General features: G+C 59.5%; 26 protein-coding genes. 24 read left to right on the plus strand and 2 right to left on the minus strand.

The annotated features are described in order from the left end of the window. Nucleotides 1-39 precede the first annotated feature (39 nt). From JJD66_RS14560 to recX, 24 genes are all read left to right on the plus strand, one after another. Nucleotides 40-774, plus strand: coding sequence for a LexA family transcriptional regulator (locus JJD66_RS14560; RefSeq protein WP_105225966.1), 735 nt, complete (start codon nucleotides 40-42; stop codon nucleotides 772-774). A 592-nt stretch (nucleotides 775-1,366) separates the two neighbouring features. Beyond that, nucleotides 1,367-1,705 carry a phage holin family protein gene (locus tag JJD66_RS14565; protein WP_005785384.1) on the plus strand — a complete coding sequence of 113 codons (339 nt, stop codon included), beginning with the start codon at nucleotides 1,367-1,369 and terminating at the stop codon, nucleotides 1,703-1,705. A 23-nt stretch (nucleotides 1,706-1,728) separates the two neighbouring features. After that, a complete protein-coding gene (locus JJD66_RS14570) occupies nucleotides 1,729-2,244 on the plus strand; it encodes a hypothetical protein (RefSeq protein ID WP_198714758.1) in 516 nt (171 codons plus the stop codon). A gap of 3 nt (nucleotides 2,245-2,247) precedes the next feature. Beyond that, entirely contained in the window at nucleotides 2,248-2,859 is a 612-nt protein-coding gene (locus tag JJD66_RS14575; RefSeq protein ID WP_200648453.1) for a phage baseplate assembly protein V, read from the plus strand. 9 nt (nucleotides 2,860-2,868) lie between these two features. Further along, nucleotides 2,869-3,201: a phage baseplate protein gene (locus tag JJD66_RS14580; protein WP_200648454.1), complete on the plus strand. Its 333-nt coding sequence runs from the start codon at nucleotides 2,869-2,871 to the stop codon at nucleotides 3,199-3,201. Continuing rightward, the gene (locus JJD66_RS14585) at nucleotides 3,198-4,193 is read left to right on the plus strand and encodes a baseplate J/gp47 family protein (RefSeq protein ID WP_105225970.1); all 996 of its coding nucleotides are present in this window, start codon (nucleotides 3,198-3,200) and stop codon (nucleotides 4,191-4,193) included. The genes JJD66_RS14580 and JJD66_RS14585 overlap by 4 nt, the downstream gene beginning before the upstream one ends. After that, on the plus strand, nucleotides 4,190-4,828 hold the full coding sequence (locus JJD66_RS14590) for a phage tail protein I (protein WP_057976043.1): 639 nt from the start codon (nucleotides 4,190-4,192) through the stop codon (nucleotides 4,826-4,828). Before JJD66_RS14585 ends, JJD66_RS14590 begins: the two co-directional genes overlap by 4 nt. After that, the gene (locus tag JJD66_RS14595) at nucleotides 4,825-5,358 is read left to right on the plus strand and encodes a hypothetical protein (RefSeq protein ID WP_105225971.1); all 534 of its coding nucleotides are present in this window, start codon (nucleotides 4,825-4,827) and stop codon (nucleotides 5,356-5,358) included. Before JJD66_RS14590 ends, JJD66_RS14595 begins: the two co-directional genes overlap by 4 nt. Before the next feature lie 48 nt (nucleotides 5,359-5,406). Next, a complete protein-coding gene (locus JJD66_RS14600) occupies nucleotides 5,407-6,024 on the plus strand; it encodes a hypothetical protein (protein WP_105225972.1) in 618 nt (205 codons plus the stop codon). Further along, a complete protein-coding gene (locus JJD66_RS14605; protein WP_256595303.1) occupies nucleotides 6,025-6,282 on the plus strand; it encodes a phage tail assembly chaperone in 258 nt (85 codons plus the stop codon). Between the two features lie 85 nt (nucleotides 6,283-6,367). Further along, on the plus strand, nucleotides 6,368-6,541 hold the full coding sequence (locus tag JJD66_RS14610) for a hypothetical protein (protein ID WP_168220166.1): 174 nt from the start codon (nucleotides 6,368-6,370) through the stop codon (nucleotides 6,539-6,541). A 2-nt stretch (nucleotides 6,542-6,543) separates the two neighbouring features. Next, nucleotides 6,544-7,710 (plus strand): phage tail protein, encoded by a 1,167-nt coding sequence (locus tag JJD66_RS14615; protein ID WP_200648455.1) that lies wholly within the window; start codon nucleotides 6,544-6,546, stop codon nucleotides 7,708-7,710. Then, on the plus strand, nucleotides 7,710-8,216 hold the full coding sequence (locus tag JJD66_RS14620; RefSeq protein WP_105225973.1) for a phage major tail tube protein: 507 nt from the start codon (nucleotides 7,710-7,712) through the stop codon (nucleotides 8,214-8,216). Before JJD66_RS14615 ends, JJD66_RS14620 begins: the two co-directional genes overlap by 1 nt. Before the next feature lie 180 nt (nucleotides 8,217-8,396). Continuing rightward, entirely contained in the window at nucleotides 8,397-8,969 is a 573-nt protein-coding gene (locus JJD66_RS14625) for a phage tail assembly protein (RefSeq protein ID WP_200648456.1), read from the plus strand. Next, a complete protein-coding gene (locus JJD66_RS28275; RefSeq protein ID WP_014717169.1) occupies nucleotides 8,966-9,091 on the plus strand; it encodes a hypothetical protein in 126 nt (41 codons plus the stop codon). Before JJD66_RS14625 ends, JJD66_RS28275 begins: the two co-directional genes overlap by 4 nt. Nucleotides 9,092-9,097: 6 nt before the next feature. Further along, on the plus strand, nucleotides 9,098-11,320 hold the full coding sequence (locus JJD66_RS14630; RefSeq protein ID WP_200648457.1) for a phage tail tape measure protein: 2,223 nt from the start codon (nucleotides 9,098-9,100) through the stop codon (nucleotides 11,318-11,320). Beyond that, on the plus strand, nucleotides 11,320-11,703 hold the full coding sequence (locus JJD66_RS14635) for a phage tail protein (RefSeq protein ID WP_014717171.1): 384 nt from the start codon (nucleotides 11,320-11,322) through the stop codon (nucleotides 11,701-11,703). The genes JJD66_RS14630 and JJD66_RS14635 overlap by 1 nt, the downstream gene beginning before the upstream one ends. Then, on the plus strand, nucleotides 11,696-11,908 hold the full coding sequence (locus JJD66_RS14640; protein WP_014717172.1) for a tail protein X: 213 nt from the start codon (nucleotides 11,696-11,698) through the stop codon (nucleotides 11,906-11,908). Before JJD66_RS14635 ends, JJD66_RS14640 begins: the two co-directional genes overlap by 8 nt. A gap of 9 nt (nucleotides 11,909-11,917) precedes the next feature. Beyond that, nucleotides 11,918-12,919, plus strand: a complete 1,002-nt coding sequence (locus tag JJD66_RS14645; RefSeq protein ID WP_200648458.1) for a phage late control D family protein — start codon at nucleotides 11,918-11,920, stop codon at nucleotides 12,917-12,919. 22 nt (nucleotides 12,920-12,941) lie between these two features. After that, nucleotides 12,942-13,499 carry a glycoside hydrolase family 19 protein gene (locus JJD66_RS14650; protein WP_200648459.1) on the plus strand — a complete coding sequence of 186 codons (558 nt, stop codon included), beginning with the start codon at nucleotides 12,942-12,944 and terminating at the stop codon, nucleotides 13,497-13,499. Next, nucleotides 13,487-13,981: a lysis system i-spanin subunit Rz gene (locus JJD66_RS14655; RefSeq protein WP_105225977.1), complete on the plus strand. Its 495-nt coding sequence runs from the start codon at nucleotides 13,487-13,489 to the stop codon at nucleotides 13,979-13,981. Before JJD66_RS14650 ends, JJD66_RS14655 begins: the two co-directional genes overlap by 13 nt. An 81-nt stretch (nucleotides 13,982-14,062) precedes the next feature. After that, the gene (locus tag JJD66_RS14660) at nucleotides 14,063-14,563 is read left to right on the plus strand and encodes a CinA family protein (protein WP_034126488.1); all 501 of its coding nucleotides are present in this window, start codon (nucleotides 14,063-14,065) and stop codon (nucleotides 14,561-14,563) included. An 83-nt stretch (nucleotides 14,564-14,646) separates the two neighbouring features. Beyond that, a complete protein-coding gene (recA, locus tag JJD66_RS14665) occupies nucleotides 14,647-15,705 on the plus strand; it encodes a recombinase RecA (RefSeq protein WP_014717176.1) in 1,059 nt (352 codons plus the stop codon). 8 nt (nucleotides 15,706-15,713) lie between these two features. Beyond that, a complete protein-coding gene (gene recX, locus JJD66_RS14670; RefSeq protein WP_034126489.1) occupies nucleotides 15,714-16,181 on the plus strand; it encodes a recombination regulator RecX in 468 nt (155 codons plus the stop codon). A 58-nt stretch (nucleotides 16,182-16,239) separates the two neighbouring features. On the opposite strand, the gene JJD66_RS14675 is transcribed toward recX, so the two are convergent. Continuing rightward, entirely contained in the window at nucleotides 16,240-17,352 is a 1,113-nt protein-coding gene (locus JJD66_RS14675) for a TIGR00730 family Rossman fold protein (protein ID WP_034126490.1), read from the minus strand. 294 nt (nucleotides 17,353-17,646) lie between these two features. Continuing rightward, a complete protein-coding gene (locus tag JJD66_RS14680; protein WP_034126491.1) occupies nucleotides 17,647-18,081 on the minus strand; it encodes a PA3611 family quorum-sensing-regulated virulence factor in 435 nt (144 codons plus the stop codon). Nucleotides 18,082-18,250: the final 169 nt, after the last annotated feature.

Here is an 18,250-nt window from a genome sequence, read left to right on the forward strand (position 1 = left end):
CATTTGCCAACCCCAAAAACTCCCGTCACTATCCGCGTTATGCAAAAACGCAACGTTTCTATTGTCTTAAGAGAACTGCTGGATCGCGACCGGATCTCCCCCACGGAGCTTCACCGGCGCACTGGCGTGCCTCAATCCACATTGTCCCGGATCCTCAGCGGCAAGATCGTTGATCCGTCGGATAAACACATCTCCCGTATCGCCGAGTATTTCCGCGTGAGTACTGATTACCTGCGCGGGCGCGCAGCAGTGGGCGTTTTGCGCGATGACGGGCGCGACCCGATGCATTCGGAACTCAAGGACATAAGCCTGTGGGACGACGACACCCCCGTTAATGACGACGAGGTGTCGATCCCCTTTCTGCGCGAGGTTGAATTGGCTGCTGGATCAGGAAGATTCGTCATCGAGGAAAGCGAGAAGGCCAGCCTGCGGTTCGGCAAGCGCAGCCTGCGGCATAACGGTGTGCAGTTCGACCAGGCCAAGTGCGTGACGGTGCGCGGCAACAGTATGTTGCCGGTATTGCGCGACGGCGCCACGGTCGGTGTGAATGCTGGCAAGAGCGGCATCGGCGATATCGTCGATGGCGACCTGTATGCAATCAATCACAACGGCCAGTTGCGGGTTAAACAGCTCTACCGCCTGCCTTCCGGGATTCGCCTGCGCAGCTTCAACCGTGATGAGCACCCGGATGAGGACTACAGTTTCCAGGATATCCAGGACGAGCAGATCAGCATCCTCGGTCATGTTTTCTGGTGGGGCATGTACGCCCGCTAACCTCCACGCGTAAGAAGAAACCCGCCCATGTGCGGGTTTTTTTTCGTCCATAGAAAACCGGCAAAACCCAAGCCCGCCAGGCTTCCAATGCATCCGTGCATTCCTATAGCAAAAATAAATGCATTTGTGCATTGACTGTATATGCATACATGCATATTCTTCATCTCAAGCCAGCCAACAAGGCCTGGTGGAGGCGGCAAGGATGCTGCCAAGGAAGACAAGGAAGGCACGCAACATCGGCAAGGACGCCATCGAAGCGATGGCAGGGATGCCAGGCAACACCGGCAAGGATGCCGACGCTCTTTAGTTTTAACGCTTCAAAAAACAGGCAGCGATGAACCGGCCTTAACGGTTCAGAGGGTTGGCAACTGACCCGGGTGTGCAGCGTAAAGCACCAGAAGCAGTTATCCGGCAGACAGGGATCGTGGTCGGAAAAAACATTGAGGAAAGGACCGTACCGCGCCAGTAGCGCCGAAAGTCCGAGGACAGCATTACTGAAAAGCCCGGGCAACCGGGCTTTTTGGAATGCCTACCTATCGAAGCATCTGTAAATGAAATATGGATTATTAATTGCTCAGCCAGGAGGCGTGACATGACAAATGAACAGCAAGCGTTAGCGGAAATGCCTATCTGGCTGGTCATCGTACTGGCAGTGATCGGCGGCGTATCCGGCGAGATGTGGCGGGCCGACAAGGAGGGCGCCCGCGGTTGGTCGTTGATCCGTCGCCTGGCCCTGCGTTCCGGGGCGTGCATGGTTTGCGGGGTTTCGGCTTTGATGCTGTGCTACGCAGCGGGGATGTCGATCTGGACCGCCGGCGCCATCGGTTGCCTGACCGCCATGGCCGGTGCCGACGTGGCTATCGGCCTTTACGAGCGATGGGCGGCCAAGCGCATCGGGATCAACCAAGGCTCCCGCCAGGACCCGCAGTAATTGTTGCAAGGACGCTACTTAAAATGACGCTTATCGAAAAGCCATCCCAACTGCCCCAGGCCGTGGCCGCTGCGCTGCATGCAGCCTTCCCGGACCTCAAGGTCGGCAGTCATCAGGACTTCCAGGGCGACGCCGAAAAAACCGGTGTGCAGGTCACGGTCGAAGGCAACGGCCCGGGTATTCGCTCTCGCGAAGGGCGCAAGGCCCACGTGCTGAGCATTTCACTCAGGGCCATGGTCGCTCCCGGCGCATTGCCGTTCGATGCCTGTGACCTGGCCAGCCAACTCATGGACCTGGTGTTGGATAACCGTTGGAACCTGCCCACGACACAATGCGATTTGCCCGCCAATATCGTCGCCGCTCCGGCTGTGCGTAGCACCCTTGATGCGGACTACGACACTTGGACGGTTTCCTTCACTCAGACCCTCTATCTGGGGCCGTCGTTACTTGAAGATCCTCCAGGCCAGCCGCTGTTTGCCTGCACCTGGGACGTCTCCAACATCGACGACCCGGCCCAATACAAACCACTGGCGGAGTAGCTTATGTTCGACGCGCTATTACGCATGCAATTGGGGCCGATCGTCGAACGCTTGGCCGAGATGGAGTCCCAGCTCGAAGACCTCTACCGCCGCGCCGAGAGCTTTTGTCGGATCGGCATTTGCCAGCAGGTCGACGCGGCCAGCAACACCTGCAAGGTCAGCCACGGTGACTTGCTCACCCCGGCGATCCGTTTTTTCAACCCCAGTGCCGGGGCCCAAACTGAAACCCGTATCCCCACGGTGGGTGAACAATGCCTGCTGCTCAACTACGGCGGGGGAGAAGGCGGTGTGCAATCCGTGGCTTTGTTTGGCCTCAACAGTGATCGTTTTCCGCCAGTCTCCAGCGTTGCGACGTTGACCCGGCGCCGCCATCAAGACGGCACCCAAAGCGACTACGACGACGCCAGCCACACCTTCAACTGGGCCAATGGCCCGACCACCTTCAGCGGTTCCCGCGAACAAGTTGACGTCAAAGTCGGCGCCGCCAGCCTGACCCTCAACGCCCAGGGCATCACCCTGCAAGTCGGCGGTACCAGCCTGTTGCTGGATGCCGGCGGCACGCACTTCAGCGGCCCGGTGGTGGACCATCAAGGACGCGTCATCAGCCCCCGATAAGGACATCCCATGCTCGGAATCGATAGGAACACCGGGGCAGCCGTCGATGACTGGCTGCAATTTGTGCAGCGCGCCACCCGGGCGCTGACCACTCCCATTGGAACGCGGCAAAAACGCCCGTTGTACGGCTCGCTGATCCCGCAGTTGCTCGGCCAGAACCTGGGCGACGACTTGCTGATCCTCGCCCAAAGCCACGCCGCCCAAGCGTTCTACAACATCCACAACGGCGTTGGCGACTTCGACCCTCAGGTCATCGTCGCTACCCGCCAGGGCGCCGGCCTGCTGCTGCGGTTTGCCGGCACCTGGAAAAACCGCCAACAATCCTTCGAGGTCGTGACATGAGCATGTTGATCCCCGGCCAGAACCAACTGGCGGAACCGGCCATCATTAAGGTGGATGAGTTCGAACCGTTGCTGGCCGAATTCAAAGCGTTTGTCATCGACTATGTCGCCACCCGCGCGCCGCAAAGCGCAGCCAAACTCCAGGTCAGCCTCGATAACGAGAGCGAACTGCTGACCCTGGCCCTGGAGGCTTTTTGCGTGCGTCTGCAAACCCACGAACGCAAATACAACGCCCGCATCAAGCAGATGCTGGCGTGGTGGGCAACCGGCAGTAACCTGGATGCACGCCTGGCCGATATGGGCTTGGAACGCCAAATGCTCGACCCTGGCGACCCGGCCGCGTTCCCGCCGGTGCCGCCAACCCTGGAAAGCGACGACGACGCTCGCCTGCGTTACTACTTGGCCCCCCACGCGCCGGCAGCGGGATCACGCATGCAGTATCGCCGCGAAGTGTTCACCCTCGGCGAGCGCCCGGCGGTGAAAGTACAGAGCGCGACGCCGGGTGTCGTGACGGTCACCTACACCTTCGACCCGGACGGCTATGCGGCCCAGATCAAGGACGGCAATGCTCGACGCACCGCACCGGGGGAAGTCATGGTCACCGTGCTTTCCAGGGAGGGTGACGGCACGCCATCTGCCGACTTGCTTGACGGTGTACGTCGACATTTCGCACGGCCGGATGTACGGCCCGAAACCGATCTTGTCAGCGTCCAGGGCGCACAGATTCAGCCCTACAAAATTCGCGTGGTGGCCAAGATCAACGCCGGCCCGGACTCGGGCCTGACCCAAGTGGCGGCGCAGAAACTGCTGCAAGATTACGCAGAGTCCTGCCACCGCCTGGAAGGGCGGGTGGACCCCAGCTGGATCGACTACGCCATCCACAGCGCCGGCGCTGCGCAACTGCACATCCTCGAACCGCTGGCGCCGATTGTCAGCACCGCGTTCCAGGCCCCGCATTGCACGGGCGTCGAGGTGGAGGTGCGCACGCTATGAGTGAACCCAAAGCGAGTTTGCTGCCCGCCAACAGCTCACCGCTGGAAAAGGCGTTGGACCTGGGCTTCGGCACATTGCTTGAGCGCGTCACCCCGCCGTTTCCGGCACTGATGAACCCGCTGCACACCCCCAGCGAATTCCTGCCTTACCTGGCCGCAGACCGTGGCGTCAGCGAGTGGGATGCCGAGGCCAGCGAGGCGGAGAAACGCCTGACCGTGGCCTTGTCCTGGCAGATCCAGCGCCAGGCCGGCACACCCAAGGCGCTGAGTCATGCGGTGGAGTCATTGGGCTTCACGCCCAATATCAGCGCCTGGTACCAGCAACGTCCGCTGGGCGTGCCTTACACCTTCGACGTGCAGGCGATCATCGGGCGCAGTTGGTCCAGCGGCGACCACAACCGGCTGATCCGGCGTATCAACGCAGCCAAAAGTGAGCGCGATCAGGCGACGATTACCATCGTGCATGAAACCGAAGGCCAGCTCGCCCTCACGCAAGTGCTCGACGCGCCTTTAAGCGACGGCGAGTTCTATCTGAACGGCGCGTTGCCGGACTTGGCGCTGGTTGCCCGGCTAAACAGTGCCGGGGTTGCCCAGCACTACACCATTAACGATTACGACCTCAGGGCGCAGCCATGACAGATGAAATCACGCGCCTGGTGCGCTTCACCTCCAAAGGTTTGGATGAAGTGCTGCAGGCAAAGAACCAGGGCCTCAAAGGCGAAATCACCCACATCGGCGCCGGCACCGGCCGCTACAACCCCGACGGCACGGAAGTGGCCTTGCGTGACGAGCGCCAACGGGTGGCCATCGTCGATTACGAAGACCTGGGCGAGCGCCAACTCAGGATGGCCGCGCTGTTCGATGGCGACGGTGAGTATGAGATTGGTGAGTTCGGTTTTTACCTCGCCAGCGGCACCTTGCTGGCGGTGTATTCCGTGGCGGGGACGTTGCTGACGTATAAAGCGGCGGCGGCGCGGGTGTTGCAGAAGTTCACGCTGGATGTTTCGCCGTTGCCGGCGGATAGCGTGATGATTGTGGTGGGGGAGCACAACCTTAATTTGTTGTTTACAGAAGAGTTGGCGGCTGTTGCTGCTGCTAATGTGAATAATATGGGGCGGCATTTAGGTATGCTGTTTCGGGTGGTGGAGCTGGAGCGAAAAGTTTAGTTGGGACTGCTTTGCGTTGTTCCTTAGTATTTAATTCAGAGGTTGATTATGGGAATTGAGCAGAAAATTGGTGACTTGGTCACTGCCGCAGATAATCTGACAACTGCGGTTAACGGTAAGATTTCTCAGATAGACGACCGTATGGACGTTGCACGGGCGGAGTTTGATGATTTTCGCAGCAAAAAAGATATGGTTGGGCTGGTCGGGGCCGCAGGTTCCGTTCAGCTAAACGTCTTCCAAGGCGGCGTATGGGGTACTGGTGGTCCTCAGAATACCGGGGCGTCAGGTGGTTTCCCCATCATTGATCTAGGCACGTCGGCTGACGTGTACATGCACTTTAAGTTGCCGGTTAACATTAATACTCATACTCAGATGTTCTGGTTTAATATTCGTGGTTACAGCTACGGAAGTGCAAGCATCGTGGATGAGACAATTGTGGGTTATTGCTACTCACCTCAGCGCGCTGTATTGAACAAGTCTGTATTCGGAAATATGTCTCCGGGAATTTACACGGACGCGAGTGGTAATGTGATTATGCGTCTGAAATTTCCAAGTATTTATGTGACTACCATCCGTATTGATACTATGCAAGTCGGTATCGGCGGTTTGTTTGCCGTTGGGACCATTAGCTCGAAGCTATCGCTTACTGATAAGGTGGAATTTTAAGTGAATGAACTAGTTAAGTCGGAATTTGAGTATAAACCTAACCCCGAGTCTATTGCTCTTGCCGAATGGGCCTCTATACGCACTCGTCGTCAACAGCTATTGGCTTCCACAGAGGCAATGCAGTCCTTAGACAGCTCACTGACTGACCTGCAACGTAGTGAGCTTGCGCTTTATCGACAGGCAGTACGCGACGTCCCACAAGACTCGGGCGATCCCTACAAAGTCGAATGGCCAGAGTTGCCTGATTTCCTGAAATAACCCACCGCGAAAGCGGTTTTTTTTCGCCTCCCCAAAGCCGCTCCCCGCAGGGGCTTTTACATTTCCCACCCGGAGATTTCCACCCATGCCCACCCGCCAAACCTACACCGTCCTCATCCCATTCCCCACCGGCAACGGCCATTGGTCCACCGCCGGCGAGGAGTTGGAACTGCTCGACGTCGAAGCATCCGCCCTGCGCACCGCTGGCCGCCTGGAACTGACCAGCGTCCTCAACTCCACCCCCAAGAAGGCTGAATAACCATGGCAGAAGTCCTGAACTTCGAGCACAACGGCATCACTGTGAATGCCACTGAATCCCCCGAGGCCATGGGTGGCCTTGGCGATAACGTCATTGGCCTGGTCGGCACTGCGCCGAATGCCCATGCGTCGATCCCGAAAAACGCGCCGTTTCGCATCAACAGCTTTACCACTCAGGCGTTGCTGGACCCTACCCGCACTGAGTCGGGCACCCTGTTCCAGGCGGTGTACCAGATCCTCAAAGTGGTGAAGGTGCCGGTCTATGTCGTGATCGTCGAAGAGGGCGCCACTCCGGCCGATACGATCAACAATGTGATCGGCGGCAACGACCCGGTCACCGGTCGCAAACTGGGCCTGGCGGCCCTGAGCAGCGTGCCTGAAGACCTGACCATCATCGGCGCTCCAGGCTTTACCGGCACCAAGGCAGTGGCTGGTGAGTTCGCCTCCTTCGGCAAGCGCATCAAGGCCCGTGTGGTACTGGATGGCAAGGACGCGTCCGTTGCCGACCAAGTGACCTACAGCGGCGAACTGGGCGGGGCCGACCTGGGCTTCGACCGTTGCCTGCTGGTGCACAACATGCCGTCGGTGTACTCCAAGGCCGCGAAGAAGAACGTGTTCCTGTCGCCATCCTCGCTGGCCATCGCCGCATTGGCCAAGGTCAAGCAATGGGAAAGCCCAGGTAGCCAGGTGACCTTCGCCGAGGACGTTTCCCGCGTGGTCGAGTACAACATCCTCGACACCTCCACCGAAGGCGACCTGCTCAACCGCTACGGCGTGAGCTACTACGCTCGCACCATCCTCGGCGGCTTCTCGCTGCTGGGCAACCGCTCCATCACCGGTAAGTTCATCAGCTACGTCGGCCTGGAAGATGCCATCAGCCGCAAGCTGGTCAAGGCCGGCCAGAAAGCCATGGCCAAGAACCTCACCAAGTCCTTCATGGACCAGGAGGTCAAACGCATCAACGACTGGCTGCAAACCCTGGTGGCCGACGAAACCATCCCCGGCGGCAGCGTGTACCTGCACCCGGAACTGAACAGCGTCGAGAAGTACAAGAACGGCACCTGGTTCATCGTCATCGACTACGGCCGCTACGCGCCGAACGAACACATGGTTTATCAACTCAACGCCCGCGATGAAATCATCGAGCAGTTCCTGGAGGACGTTCTCTAATGTTTACCAACCGAGTCAGACAGGCCATTGCGGCCACCCTTCAAGGCCTGCCGTTGTCCGCAACCGTGGAAGAGTTCACCCCGCCGAAGATCGAGTTCGACATGGAGCCCATGTCCGGCGGGCGCTTTATTGCCGAGGAAATGGCCAAGAGCGGCAAGGTGCTCAATGCCAAGCTGGTGCTGCAAGGTGCCGGCCCGCAAATCATGCTGGCCCTGGGCGTGCGCACGGGCGACGACATCTTGCTGAACGTGCGTGAAGCCGGCCAAGACCAGGACGGCAAGACCTACTTCACCTACCACACCGTGGGCGGCAAGCTCAAATCCCTGGAGGAGGCGAAGCTGAAAATGGGTGATAAGGCCACCACCACGCTGGAGCTGTCCTGCCGTACCTACAACCGTCTGGAAAATGGCATTTCGGTGATCGACATCGATGTGCGCACCCAGAAGTTCGTGCTCAACGGCGTCGACATTCTTGGCGATGCCCGCCGCGCCGTGCTGATGCCTTAAGGGCCGGCGCAATCTGAAGCGAGCACGGTCAAGGTGGGAGCTGGCTTGCCTGCGATGCAGGCGACTCGGTATCCCTGGTGTATCGAGTGGATGCCATCGCAGGCAAGCCAGCTCCCACAGGGGCCATGCTCAGGTTTAGATTTTTCGCACTTTTCAACACCGCTCAACAAGGAATTCCCCATGGCCTGGATGCCACCGTTGCACATCCTGCTGTCCCCGATCACCGCCGACACCGGTGCAATGATCGAGCAGGTTCAACTCAAACCGTTGTTCTACGCCGCGCAAAAAGACGCGCTGGCCCGGGCCGGTGATGACGAGGACGACCAGTTCTTCGAACTGGCGAAACTCGCCACCGGCCTGTCGGAAAAAGAGCTCGACCAACTCAAGCGCCCGGACTACGTAAGCATTGCGCAGTACGTACACGAAATGTCGACGCGCCCGGCCTCGTTCTTCCTGAAGGACCAGGACGTGACGACCCACGACCAGCCTGTCCACCTGCTATTACCCCTGGAAGCCGCCGGCCGAACCCTGACGGAATTGCCCCTGGAAATGCCCGCCCTGCGCGCTACCAAGGTGATGAAAAAACTCGCCACTAACAAAGAGCGTGCTGAGTTCATCACCGCCCATTGCACCGGCCTGATGATTCCTGATCTTGCCGGCCTGACCGTGCCCGACTGGACCGAGCTGCAGGAGCGCATCGACGATTTTTTAAACAAACCGGCGGCCTTCTTTCGGAGCGCGACATCGAAGTGATCCTCGATGTAGTGCCGCTGGTTTACTCGGTAAACGAAGCGGAAATCCTCGATTGGGAAGCCGGCAAAGCATTGCGCCGCTACGACATCGCGATCAGTCGTCTTGGCGTCAAACAGGAGTAGAGCGCAATGGCAGATAGTAATCATGGAGCAGGGTCAGCCATTGCCAAGGACGGCGTGATGACTCAGGGCGCACTTCAGATGACAGGAATGCAGGCCAGTCTCAAACCTATCACCCAAGCGCTGCCGAGCCCGCTTGAGGTAGCCCCGGGGAGTGCGGCGAGTTTGGCCCTGGCATTGGCCGATGCCAGCTTGCAGATCAAGCATCTGGCGGACGGGCAGGTACGGTTGGTCGATACGCTGGAGCTGTTCAACGTCTCGTTGCTCAAGGTGATGGACGCCCGGCAAGCTCAAACTGCCGGGAACGCAGAGGGTACGAAGACCGTCGCGGCTACAGACAAGCGCACACTCTCGCAGGCGCTGGACGCCGCGATGACCGATATTGATCAACTGTTGATGTTTGCCCGGCATGAGCGCAAGGCATTGCGTGAAGCCAACCTTGCCATGGCGTCCGAGCCGGTGGTGGCTGCCAGTGGTGCCAGTGCCGTCGACCTCGCGAAGGTCGAGTATGCCGCCGCCCGCTCCGGTATCGGCAGTGATCGTAAGGACGCTTCGGGCAATATCGACCCCGTTGGGCGCCGGGCAGACCTGCAGCAGTTCGCTCGCGACGCTGCGATCCTGGCGACGGCGTTCAAGATCGACGTCAAAAATGCCGGTGAAATCATGGGCGGCTGGCGCGAGTCAATGCACCTTGATCGCGCACAAGCCTTGGACCTTGCCGACGCAACAAACGTGCTGGGCACCCAGGTATCGCTCAAGGCCGAATCGGCTGATATCGGCGCTGTTGTGCAACTTCAGGGCGCTGCCGCGAAGGCTGCGGGCATGAGTCCCGAACAGGCTGCAGCGCTTTCGGCGGCGTTGTTGAGCGCAGGTAACAGCAAGGCTGTTGCTGGTGCCGGGCTGGAAAAAATCAGCGCCGTCCTGGCTAAAGGTGATAACGCCTCTGCAGGGCAACGTAGTGCCTGGGCAGAGCTCAAACTTGATCCAAAAGTACTCGCGGCGGGCATGAAACAGGACGCCCCACAGGCCGTGCTTACGGTGCTGGAGGCGCTCAAGTCGCAACCTGCCGAAAGGCAGGCGGTGCTGGCGACGCAGTTGTTCGACGGCAACCAGACGATTCTGAGCCTGGTACCGGTGATCGACAGCGTGAAACAGGCCTTTTCGCTGGTCGCAGAAAAATCCACCTACGCCACTTCGACGCTGGGCGACCAAGGTTCGGTGCTGCGTTCGGCCGCGGTTCGTGCGGACTCTACTTACGCACGTCGGCAAGCCTACGAGGCCAGTACCACACGCTTGAGCACCGCCTCTGATACAGCGCTGGCCCCCGTTGTGGATGCCTCGCTGACCGCCATGAACGGCCTGGTCAGTGGCGTGGCTTGGCTCGCGGAGGGCCTGCCCAAGGCTGCCGCCGCCGTCACCCTGGCGGGGGCGGTGCTGATCCCGGTGGTTTCCGGTGTTTTCGGTGCCGTGAAGGACAAGATTTTCGAAAAGGTCGCAGGGAAAGTGCTCGGAGAGGGGCCGGCAGCCGGGAATAAAACCACACCGCCGGACAGCCAGCGCAAAGCCCCGAGTAATGACGGGCACAACGGTAATCGCCCGTCTGCTTCCGGCCCTGGCATCTCTGGCAAAGCGGCGAAGGTGAGCAAGCTTGCCAAAGGTGCCCCCCTGGGTTTGGTAGTGGCCCAGGCCGGTGTCGAGATGACGCAAGGCGCGATCACCGGAAACCTGGGTCAAGCGGTTGGCACTAGCGTGGGCTCTATCGGCGGCGGTGTTGCCGGCGGTGTCGTCGGTGATGTGGCCGGGATGGCGATAGGCCGAGCGGTCGGCACGCTGGCGGGAGCTGTTATCGGTTCGGTCGTTCCGGGTGCCGGCACAGTGTTGGGCGGTGTGATGGGCGGCGTCGCCGGGGGCGCAATCGGTAAGGTAGTCGGTGGTGCTGTGGGCACTTTCGTGGGCAGTGACGTCGGTGCGTGGCTGGCTGAAAAAGTGATGGGGACGGGCGATCGCCTGCCATCCCCCACGGAGGTCAGCAAAAACCTCAACGCCCCTCAAGCCGACAACCGCCAAATCAACTTCGCCCCGCAAATCACCATCACCGCGCCTGAGCAAGCCAGCCATCAACAACTGGCGGCGCTCGTGGTGCAACAGATCGAAGCGCAATTTACCCCGCTGTCGATGGACAACCTGCTGGCGACCCGACGCGGCGCAGCACTCACCGATGGAGCTGTGTGATGCGACAACAGATGGTCTTGGGTACTTTTATTTTCGGGCTGTCCCGTGGGTTCGCCTACGACACGCTTGATCGTGGTAGCAGCGGGGGCTGGGTCAGTCTCGACATCATTGCCGGCAAACCTAAATCCAGCCAGGTCGGCCAGGGGCTCGAAACGCTGGCATTGGGCGGCAAGGCTGCGCGTGCCAATGGCATGGCGCGCCTGGATGAGTTGCGCACCCTGCAGGCCCTGCGTGCGCCGTTGCCTTTGGTGGACGGGTTGGGGCGTAACTGGGGGCTATGGACCATCCAGTCGATCAGTGAAAAACAAGCCAGCGTGATCGACGACGGGACGGCCATGGTGATCAATTGGACATTGTTACTGGAGGAGTTCGTCAATGCGTAGGGTTCGAAGTATTGCCGGCGACTCGGTGAACCTGTTGCTCTACCGCGAACTGGGGCGCAGTGATGATGCCGCAGAAGAAGCGTTGTGGCGCTTGAACCCGGAGTTGGCCGAACAGGGCGCGGTACTGCCGGCGGGCGTCAGCGTGCTGGTGCCCGAATTGGACGCGCAACCGGTTGCAAGTCGGCCGGTTTCTGCCTGGGATTAAGGAGCCATCATGGCACTCGGATTTACACCTGTAGTGGAGCTATACGGAGCCAATGCCGCGTTATTCAACGAGCGGCTATTGGAGTGGGAGCATACCGACGCAGCGGGGTTTGTATCTGATCAACTGAAGTTGACCCTCGATATCGAGGGGCTTGAAGGGCTGCCCGATCTGGGCGGCAAAATTGGCCTGCGTATTGGCTATCTGGAATCGGGCCTGGTGGATAAGGGCGTGTTCAAGATCACCCAGCGCACGCCGTCGATGTTCCCATTGCGACTGGTGCTGGTGGCCACGGCGGCACCGTTCGACGAGCACGAATTCAAACAGCGCCGCACCGCCAGCCATGGGCCGATAACCCTGGGTGCGCTGTTTCGCCAACTGACCACCCGATACGGTTTTTCACCGCGTGTGGCGCCTGAACTCGACGGTGAGCCGATCGCGCACATCGATCAGACCAATGAAAGCGACATGGCCTTTCTGACGCGCCTGGCCAAGCGCTTCGATGCGGTGGCCAAGCCTGTCGATGAGCTGTATGTACTGGGGCGCAAAGGCCAGATCAAGACGCTGTCGGGCAAGGCATTGCCGGATGTACGGTTGTCGATTACCCATGACAATCGTCCAGGTGACCGCGCGTTCATTAGCGCCAGTTTCACCGAAACCAGCCGTGGCAAATACAACGGCGCGCAAACGTCATGGTGGGACGCGGCAGCCGGAAAACAGCGTGTCGTCAAGGTGGGCATCGCACCCTTCAAAGTGGTGACACAGCGCTGCCAGAGCGAGGACGAAGCACGCTCGGCGGCGCAGGGAGAGATGCGGCGGGTGGGGCGCGAAGGGTTGCAGATCGATGTGGTCTGCCCGGGTAATCCTTCGTTGGCTGCTGAAGGCCTGTTGCTGCTGGATGAGTCGTGGCCGGGGTTCATGCAAGGGCGCTGGTCGATTAAAACGGTGAAATCCAGGGGCGAGCGAAAAGGTGGCTATCGGAGTACGGTCCAGGCCAGCGGTTTATCGGTGTAGATCCTTCCTTAGAGTAAAACCCATGGTAATCACACATGCTCAGCTTCTGGGTGTAATGCCTGGAGCCCGCCTTCGCGCGGGCATTTTTTTAACCTTTCTAAATGCGGCCTTTGCGGGGCATCAGATCAATACGGCCCGTCGCGTCGCCGCCTTCCTCGCCCAAATCGGTCACGAGTCTGCCCAGTTACAGTACGTGCGCGAATTGGGTAGCGATCAATACCTGAGCAAGTACGACACCGGCAGCTTGGCCGCGCGGCTGGGCAACACCCCTGAGGCCGACGGTGATGGGCAAATGTATCGGGGCAGGGGGCTGATCCAGATCACCGGGCGCCGTAATTACATGGCGTGCAGCCAAGCTCTGTTTGGTGACGATCGTCTGCTGCGACAACCAAAATTGCTGGAGCAGCCACAGTGGGCCTGCGAATCTGCCGCCTGGTTCTGGCAAAGCAACGGCCTCAATGAGCTCGCCGACGAAGACCAGTTCACCACCATCACTCGCCGTATCAATGGTGGGCTCAACGGTCTGGACGATCGTTTGCGGTTGTGGGGGCGAGCGAAGGCGGTGCTATGCGTTTCCTAGGTGCGTTTCGCTTGGTCGGTGTGTGCCTGCTCATGGCGCTTGTTTGGCAGGTGCAGGCGTGGCGATACGGGGCGCAGCTGGAGCTGCAATCGGTCCGACATACACAGGCGCTCAGCCAACAAAGCCAGGCAATTCTTCAGCAACAACAGGCTGAACAGGCCAAGCGCCTGGCCCTTGAACAGCAACTCTCTACTAGCGATCACCAACACATTCAGGAATTGAACGATGCCCTGCGTAATCAAGCGGCTCTGCGCGATCGCCTGGCCACTGCTGATGTGCGGCTGTCAGTCCTTCTCGCCACCGTCACCACTGGCTGCACAGTGCCTGCCGCCCCCAGCCCCGGCGGCGTGGTTCATGCAACCTCGCGAGCCCGACTTGACCCGGCGCATGCTCAGCGAATTATTCGCATCACCGACGACGGCGATAACGCCCTGATCGCCTTGCGTGCTTGCCAGGCCTACGTGCAGGCCGTCGCGCATTAGCGTCTTGATGCACTCTGTACCTTGCATGGTCGATGGGCTCCTGTAGGGTAGGCAAACCCCCGCCCATTCCTGGAGACGACCGTGAAGGAAATCACTCAACTGGCTGCCGAACTGGGTCGCCGTTTGCAGGTGCTCAGTGCCCACGTCACGACTGCCGAGTCCTGTACCGGCGGCGGCATCGCCGAAGCCATCACGCGGATCCCGGGCAGTTCGGCCTGGTTCGAGGCGGGCTATGTCACTTATTCCAACCGACAGAAGACCCGGCAGTTGAATGTACCGGAAAAACTGTTCGCCAAAGTCGGGGCCGTCAGCCAGGAAGTGGTGGAGGCGATGGCCCGCGGCGCGCAGGAAAAAAGCCTGGCGCGGTTTGCCGTGGCGGTCAGCGGTGTTGCCGGCCCCGATGGCGGTTCGCCGGACAAGCCGGTGGGCACCGTTTGGCTGGCTTTTGCCGTGGGCGAAGAGGTGACGGCTGAGCTTGCACACTTCCCCGGCAACCGCGACGAGGTCCGCCGACAAACGGTAAAAGCCGCGCTGGAGGGCTTGTTGCGACGAGCTGCAGCAGAAATAGACAATCAGGGGTAGGCGATCTCAGATCTTTGTGGAACAATACTGTCTACTTATACAGGTGTTGGCCGTCAGGCCTTATTGATTACGTGAGGACTTTAATGGACGACAACAAGAAGAAAGCCTTGGCTGCGGCCCTGGGTCAGATCGAACGTCAATTCGGCAAGGGTGCCGTAATGCGTATGGGCGATCACGACCGTCAGGCGATCCCGGCTATTTCCACTGGCTCTCTGGGTCTGGACATCGCGCTCGGCATTGGCGGCCTGCCAAAAGGCCGTATCGTTGAAATCTACGGTCCTGAATCTTCCGGTAAAACCACCCTGACCCTGTCGGTGATTGCTCAGGCGCAGAAAATGGGCGCCACCTGTGCGTTCGTCGACGCCGAGCACGCCCTGGATCCTGAATACGCCGGCAAGCTGGGCGTCAACGTTGATGACCTGCTGGTTTCCCAGCCGGACACCGGCGAGCAAGCCCTGGAAATCACCGACATGTTGGTGCGCTCCAACGCCATCGACGTGATCGTGGTCGACTCCGTGGCAGCCCTGGTGCCCAAGGCTGAAATCGAAGGCGAAATGGGCGACATGCACGTGGGCCTGCAAGCCCGCCTGATGTCCCAGGCGCTGCGTAAAATTACCGGTAACATCAAGAACGCCAACTGCCTGGTGATCTTCATCAACCAGATCCGTATGAAGATCGGCGTGATGTTCGGCAGCCCGGAAACCACCACCGGTGGTAACGCGCTGAAGTTCTACGCTTCGGTCCGTCTGGATATCCGCCGTACTGGCGCGGTGAAGGAAGGTGACGAGGTTGTTGGTAGCGAAACCCGCGTCAAGGTCGTGAAGAACAAAGTTGCCCCGCCATTCCGTCAGGCTGAGTTCCAGATTCTCTACGGTAAGGGTATCTACCTGAACGGTGAGATGATCGACCTGGGCGTACTGCACGGTTTCGTCGAGAAGTCCGGTGCCTGGTATGCCTACAACGGCAGCAAGATCGGTCAGGGCAAGGCCAACTCGGCCAAGTTCCTGGCGGATAACCCGGATATCGCTGCCACGCTTGAGAAGCAGATCCGCGACAAGCTGTTGACCGCAGCGCCGGACGTGAAGGCGGCTGCCAACCGCGAGCCGGTAGATGAAATGGAAGAAGCCGATACTGACGTCTGAAGCAAGCGATGACTGTTGTACTGGATACACTCGTCGCCGTTCGGCGCACTGCGATGGACCTGCTCGCTCGCCGCGAGCATGGTCGAGTCGAGCTGACACGTAAGTTGCGTCAGCGCGGCGCAGAGCCTGAGATGATCGAAACAGCCCTCGACCGGTTGACGGAAGAAGGGCTGTTGTCGGAAGCCCGTTACCTCGAAAGCTTTGTGTCTTACCGCGCACGCTCCGGTTATGGACCTGCGCGGATTCGCGAAGAGTTGAGCCAGCGTGGACTGCAACGTGCCGATATTGACCTTGCGCTACGTGAGTGCGGTATCAGTTGGCAGTCGCAGTTGGAGGAAACCTGGCGTCGCAAGTTTGCTGGGCATCTTCCTATTGATGCCAAGGAGCGTGCGAAGCAAGGTCGCTTCTTGAGTTATCGCGGGTTTTCGATGGACATGATCAGCCGCTTATTGAGCGGTCGGGATATGGACGACTGAGCAAAAAACAAAAGGCCCACTATGAAAATAGTGGGCCTTTTTTTTTGCCTGCAAAAAATCACGCTGTTTCTGGTGTCATCCGTTGCTGTGCCTTGCCCTGGGCCTGTGCCCAGTTCTCCGGCAGGTTGATGTAATCCACCAACTCCCGCAATCGCCCCTGATCGCGACCGTTGAAATTGAACACCAAACGCGTCAAATGGCTGAACCTCGGTTCGTCATGGTCTTCGCCCGTATAGGCGAGTTGCTGGAACTCGCCACTGAGCCGCAGGCTGGCAAACGCTTGCTGCATATGGGCCAGGGCGCGGTCACTCAGGGGATGATTCATGCGCACCACAAACTCACGCTTAAGCCAGCGAGTGGAGTGGAAGTTGGCGTAGAACTGGTTGATTTCGTCCACCGCCTCTTCGGCGCTGTAGACCAGGCGGACCAGTTTGAGGTCGGTGGGCAGGATGTAGCGATTGGCTTCCAGCTGGCTGCGGATGAAATCCAGGGCGCCTTGCCAGAATCCACCGCCCGGCGCATCCAGTAGCACTACCGGCACCAGCGGGCTCTTGCCGGTCTGGATCAGGGTCAGCACTTCCAATGCCTCGTCGAGGGTACCGAAGCCGCCAGGGCACAACACCAGCGCGTCGGCTTCTTTGACGAAGAACAGCTTACGGGTAAAGAAGAAGTGGAATGACAGCAGGTTGTCGGTGCCATCAATGGTTGGGTTGGCATGCTGTTCAAAGGGCAGGGTGATATTGAACCCCAGGCTGTGCTCCAGGCCCGCGCCTTCGTGGGCTGCGGCCATGATGCCGCCACCGCCACCGGTGATGACCATCAGGTCGGAACGTGCCAACGCGGCACCCACCTCTCGGGCCAGCGCATACAGCGGGCTTTCCACTGGCGTACGCGCCGACCCGAATACCGTGACTTTGCGCCGGCCCTTGAATTGTTCGAGCACCCGAAAGGCATGGTCTAGTTCACGGATGGCACGCAGGGTGATCTTGGCGTTCCAGCGATCACGGTCGTCCTGGGCCATGCGCAGGACGGTGAGGATCATGTCTCGATAAAGAGGGATATTCGGGCTGTTGGGGGCGATCAACTGAATTTGTGCGTCGACCTGCTGAGTGAGGTCGGTCCCGTTTTCTTCAAAATGACGAAGCAGCAAATCATTCGATTCATAAGGCATTCAATTTCTCCTTCTTTACAGGGCCTGGGTAGTCGACGAGAACGTCGCCTGGGCCACGACACTGCTTGTGTCGCGGCATGCCGCAGGAGGGCAGGCCTTTTTTGTCCTGAAAATATGACAGAACAGCATTAAAAACTGGGGTGGGCGGGCATCTGGGATGAACTGATCATGGGCCGAAAAACCCTTGGCTGGCAACCGCTTATTGGGGGTTCATTACGCAGTTTAGACGTTGGTGGCAAACGCAGAGGAAGCGTGCGCGCCGCTGGGAAGCAGCGCGGGAGGGTCAAGCAGAGGTTACTTTTTCTTTTTCGCCGGAGCCGGGCAATCGGCCTCTGCGAACTTGACGGAAGCCACCGGGCGATTGGTCTTGTTCTCGGTAATTTCGTAGCGCATCACTGCGCCCTTGGCCATCAGCTCGCGGTAGCCCGGGTTGGTGCACACACTGCGGCCCAGCTGGAAATACACAGCCTTGGGGTTGGCGCGCATCTGTTCGGCACGGTCAGGCAGCACGCTGAGGTGATCGATCAGTTGCATGCCTTCAACGGTGTAGGCGACTTCCAGGGTTTTTTCATCGATTTCCCGGGGCAGGTCCTTGTTGCTTTCGGCCGCGACGCTTTGCAGCTTCTTGTTCATTTGAGCCTCCAGCAGCGAGGCCGCGTGGGCGCCCATAGGCAAGACCAGCGCAAGGGCGACGGATGGGGCAACAAGGCGCAGCATGGAACGCAGCATGAAACTCTCCTGATTCGGTTACTGGTGCATAGACCAGCCACTGGGCTGTGCGTTCAGTGGCGCGCAATTATAGGTGAGCCCTTGCCACTACAGCCAGGCGTATCGCTGGTAAACTGCGGGACTTCTGTTTTTCACGAGTTTGTTCCGTGTCGATTTCTTCTACTTCGCC

It is taken from the genome of Pseudomonas sp. MF6751 (genome assembly GCF_016613265.1).
In the GTDB taxonomy this organism is placed as follows: domain Bacteria; phylum Pseudomonadota; class Gammaproteobacteria; order Pseudomonadales; family Pseudomonadaceae; genus Aquipseudomonas; species Aquipseudomonas fluorescens_BV.